We start from the raw sequence: 3,757 nt of genomic DNA, 5'->3' as shown, positions 1-3,757 counted from the left end.
GAAGTCATCCAGTTGCGCGCGCTTGCCCATGCCCTTCGTACCCTTATCGTTGTGCCGGCTCGTGCTCGGCGCGAGCCGGCCGGCGCTTGACGGCGCCGAAGCCGGCCACCCCGATCGTCGATGTCAGCGAGGCTCAGGAAAGCTTCTTCTTGAGCAGCTCGTTGACCTGCTGCGGATTGGCTTTGCCCTTCGTCGCCTTCATGGCTTGGCCGATCAGCGCGTTGAATGCCTTTTCCTTCCCGGCCCGGAATTCTTCGACCGATTTCTGGTTCGCTGCAAGCACCTCATCGATGATGGCCTCGAGCGCTCCCGTGTCGGAGATCTGCTTCAAGCCCTTCGCTTCGATGATCCGGTCGGCCGCGCCTTCGTCGGCCGCTTTTTCATCCCACATCGCCAGGAAGATTTCCTTGGCGATCTTGTTCGAAATCGTGCCGTCCGCAATGCGCTGCAAAACCAGTGCAAGCTGCGCGGCAGAAACGGGGCAGGCGTCGATGTCGAGGCCATCGCGGTTCAGTTGCGACGACACTTCGCCCATCAGCCAGTTCGCGGCCGCCTTCGCCTGCGCCGCGCCCGCCTTCGCGACCACCGCCTCGAAGTAACCGGCCATCGCCTTGCTCGCGGTCAGGACCGCCGCGTCGTACGGCGTCACACCGTATTGCGCGACGAAGCGCTGCTGCATCGATGCCGGCAGCTCGGGCATCTCGCCCTTCACCCGATCGATCCATGCCGCGTCGATCACGAGCGGCATCAGATCGGGATCGGGGAAGTAGCGATAATCGTGCGCGTCTTCCTTGCTGCGCATCGAACGCGTTTCGCGACGATCCGGATCGTACAAACGCGTTTCCTGCACCACCGTGCCGCCGTCTTCGATCAGCTCGATCTGACGGCGCACTTCATAGTGGATCGCCTCTTCGAGGAAACGGAACGAATTCAGGTTCTTGATTTCGGCCCGCGTGCCGAATTCCTTCTGGCCGACAGGCCGCACGGACACGTTCGCGTCGCAGCGGAACGAGCCTTCCTGCATGTTGCCGTCGCAAATTCCCAGCCAGACGACGAGTGCATGCAGCGATTTCGCATAGGCCACGGCCTCGGCCGCACTGCGCATCTCGGGTTCGGTGACGATTTCGAGCAGCGGTGTGCCCGCGCGATTCAGGTCGATGCCCGTCATGCCCGCAAAATCTTCGTGCAGCGACTTGCCCGCATCTTCTTCGAGATGCGCGCGCGTCAGATTGATCGTCTTCTCGTAGGCTGCGGTACCCGCCTTCTCATTAGCCGGTACTTGAATCGTGATCGTGCCGCCTTGTACGACCGGAATCTCGTACTGGCTGATCTGATAGCCCTTGGGCAGATCGGGATAGAAATAATTCTTGCGCGCGAAGATGCTGCGCGGCGCGACCGTCGCGCCGATGGCCAGGCCGAAGCGAATCGCCCGTTCGACGGCGCCGCGATTCATCACGGGCAGCACGCCCGGCAAGGCCAGATCGACCACGCAGGCTTGTGTGTTGGCGTCGGCGCCGAAGCGCGTCGAGGCGCCCGAGAAAATTTTCGAGACGGTCGACAGTTGCGCGTGCGTCTCGAGACCGATGACGACTTCCCATTCCATGTTCATGCCTCCCGCGACGCAGCCTGCGGCGTTTGCGTGTGCCAATCCGTTACGCGCTGGAACGCATCGGCGATCTGCAGCATACGGGCTTCGTCGAAATAGTTGCCGATAATCTGCAGGCCGACAGGGCGGCCCGCGTTCGCGCCCGTGCCGAAGCCGCACGGCACGCTCATGCCGGGCAGGCCGGCCAGGCTGACTGACAGGGTGTAGATGTCAGCCAGATACATCTGGACGGGATCGTCGCCCTTGGCGCCGATATCCCACGCGACCGAAGGCGCAACAGGACCCATGATGACATCGCACGACTTGAAGGCTTCCTGAAAGTCTTGCGCGATGATGCGGCGGATCTTCTGTGCCTGCAGGTAGTAAGCGTCGTAGTAGCCGTGCGACAGCACGTACGTGCCCACCAGAATCCGGCGCTTGACTTCAGGGCCGAACCCCTCGGCGCGCGATTTCTTATACATGTCGAGCAGATCGCGGTACTCGCTCGCGCGGTGGCCGAAGCGCACGCCGTCGAAACGCGACAGGTTCGACGAGGCTTCGGCCGGCGCGATCACGTAGTAGACCGGAATCGAAAGCTCCGTCTTCGGCAAGGAGACCGGCACGAGCGTCGCGCCGAGCGCCTCGTACTGCTTCAGCGCCGCATCGACGGCCCCGCGCACGTCGGCCGCGAGGCCATCGCCGAAATATTCCTTCGGCAGGCCGATGCGCAGGCCGGCCAGCGGCTGGCCCGCAGGCGCGCCGGCCCCGAACGCTTGTCCGATCAGGCGCGTGTAGTCTTCGTCGGCGCGCTGCAGGCTCGTGGAATCACGCTCGTCGAAGCCGGCCATCGCGCCGAGCAGCAGCGCGCAATCCGCGGCGCTTTGCGCCATCGGGCCGCCCTGATCGAGCGAGGATGCGAACGCGATCATTCCGTAGCGCGACACCCGCCCGTAGGTGGGCTTGATGCCCGTCACGCCGGAGAACGACGCAGGCTGGCGAATTGAGCCGCCCGTATCCGTGGCCGTCGCGGCCGGCGCGAGGCGCGCCGCTACAGCGGCCGCCGAGCCGCCCGACGATCCGCCCGGCACGGCGCGCGTATCCCACGGATTGCGCACGGCGCCGAACGCCGAATTCTCGTTGGACGACCCCATCGCGAATTCGTCCATGTTCGTCTTGCCGAGCGTCACCATGCCAGCGCGCGCAAGACGTTCGACGACGGTGGCATCGAACGGACTTTCGTAGCCCGCGAGCATTTTAGAGCCCGCCGTCGAATGCCAGCCGCGCGTAACGAAGACATCCTTGTGCGCAACGGGCACGCCCGTCAGCGGGCCGCCCTCGCCGCGTGCGAGCCGTGCATCGGCTTCGCGCGCTTGTGCAAGCGTACGATCGGGATCGACTTCGATGAAGGCGTTCAACGCTCGCGCATCGTCGATCCGTTTCAGATACAGCTGCGCCAGTTCGACGGCGGACGTCGCACGGCTTGCGAGCGCGCTCGCAAGCTCGCTCAAACTTTTCTCGTACATGTCGTTATCTTTCCGTAGAGCCTGGGACGGTTACTCGATCACCTTCGGGACCAGATACAGCCCCTCTTGCACGGCGGGGGCGCAGCGCTGGTTGGCGTCGCGCTCGACAGTTTCGGTGACGGCGTCCTCGCGCAAGCGCAGCGCGACGTCCTCGATCTGCTCGATCGGATGCGCGAGCGGCGCGATCCCGGACGTATCGACAGCCTGCATCCGCTCGACGAGCCCGAAGAACTCGTTGAGCTGGACGAGCGTATGTTCGCCTTCGGCATCGGCCAATTCGAGCCGTGCGAGATGGGCGATGCGTTTCACATCGGTCAAGGTCAAAGCCATGCGTTTCACCGGAAGCAAGGACTTAAGCGCAACATCGCAAAAAATGCTGCTGCGCCAGGGGGTTAGGGCGTCGGATCGTACCCTTGTTGAGGGGGCAGGGAACGGCAAAAAGGACCGCCCGTTTACTACAAATAGGTCGAAATTATAAGGTATCATTACGCGTTCGAACCAAACCCGGACAGGCCCTGCCCAGGCCCACGGCGCAAACGATAAGCCGCCGCCTCGCGGGCCGCGCCCTCCGGTCGAATTCATTGCAGCTTCGCGCTCGCGTGGCGGCGCTCGAACGGCAGCCGCTCAGAACCCGAAGCTTTTATTTTTT

General features: G+C 63.6%; 3 protein-coding genes. All 3 read right to left on the bottom strand.

Features of this window, described 5'->3' with window-relative positions:
• Positions 1 to 133: 133 nt before the first annotated feature.
• The 3 genes from gatB to gatC are packed head-to-tail and all read right to left on the bottom strand — an operon-like array spanning position 134 to position 3,438.
• Entirely contained in the window at positions 134 to 1,609 is a 1,476-nt protein-coding gene (gene gatB, locus ACTHL0_RS04135; protein WP_440565320.1) for an Asp-tRNA(Asn)/Glu-tRNA(Gln) amidotransferase subunit GatB, read from the bottom strand.
• A complete protein-coding gene (gene gatA / locus ACTHL0_RS04130; protein WP_440565319.1) occupies positions 1,606 to 3,108 on the bottom strand; it encodes an Asp-tRNA(Asn)/Glu-tRNA(Gln) amidotransferase subunit GatA in 1,503 nt (500 codons plus the stop codon). The genes gatB and gatA overlap by 4 nt, the downstream gene beginning before the upstream one ends.
• A gap of 30 nt (positions 3,109 to 3,138) precedes the next feature.
• Complete coding sequence (gatC, locus tag ACTHL0_RS04125; RefSeq protein ID WP_440565318.1) at positions 3,139 to 3,438, bottom strand: Asp-tRNA(Asn)/Glu-tRNA(Gln) amidotransferase subunit GatC; 300 nt, start codon at positions 3,436 to 3,438, stop codon at positions 3,139 to 3,141.
• Positions 3,439 to 3,757: the final 319 nt, after the last annotated feature.

This window comes from Trinickia sp. (assembly GCF_051961175.1).
Lineage (GTDB): Bacteria > Pseudomonadota > Gammaproteobacteria > Burkholderiales > Burkholderiaceae > Trinickia.
The sequence above is the reverse complement of the archived record's forward strand: the minus strand, read 5'-3'. Positions and strand labels throughout refer to the sequence as shown.

Excerpts from the sequence above, each read along its gene's own strand:
- gatB (WP_440565320.1), bottom strand. The coding sequence starts at position 1,609 with ATGAACATGGAATGGGAAGTCGTCATCGGTCTCGAGACGCACGCGCAA.
- gatA (WP_440565319.1), bottom strand. The coding sequence starts at position 3,108 with ATGTACGAGAAAAGTTTGAGCGAGCTTGCGAGCGCGCTCGCAAGCCGT.
- gatC (WP_440565318.1), bottom strand. The coding sequence starts at position 3,438 with ATGGCTTTGACCTTGACCGATGTGAAACGCATCGCCCATCTCGCACGG.